The organism is Paraburkholderia sp. BCC1885 (assembly GCF_900996235.1).
In the GTDB taxonomy this organism is placed as follows: domain Bacteria; phylum Pseudomonadota; class Gammaproteobacteria; order Burkholderiales; family Burkholderiaceae; genus Paraburkholderia.
On the sequence record NZ_CAAJGM010000182.1, the window covers coordinates 1 to 429 of the forward strand.

1 protein-coding gene is annotated in these 429 nt (G+C 66.2%); it reads right to left on the reverse strand.

The features are described 5' to 3' along the window. On the reverse strand, positions 1–429 hold a 429-nt coding region (locus tag FQ755_RS16725), incomplete at both ends, for a PmbA/TldA family metallopeptidase (protein ID WP_409937518.1).

Below are 429 nucleotides of genomic sequence, written 5' to 3' on the forward strand. Positions count from 1 at the left end.
GATCTGCTTCTCGCCGGCGCCGAACGCGACCGGGGCGCATGCGATCGAATGGACCGACCACGGCGCCGTCGCGACGAAGCCCATGGATGTCGCCAGCAAGGACATGCCCGATACCGTTCGCACCGTCGCGCCCTTGGACGCCTTGATCGAAGGGTCATGCGCCAGCGCCGCATCCTCGACGCGTTGCGCGTGGGCGCCGATCTCGTCGAGCGTCCAGTCCAGCGGATGATGGAGATCGAGATCGGGAAAAGCCCTGGCCAACTCGCATGGATCGGCGAAGCCGGCCGCGGGATCGGGCTCGGTCGCGGCGGTACTGTCGATTGCCGCGCGAACGATCTTCTTCAGCCCTTCGTCCGACAGGTCGGACGATTTCGCGAAGGCACGTTTCCCGTCGCGAAAGACCGTCACCGTCATCTCCAGGGTGCCGCT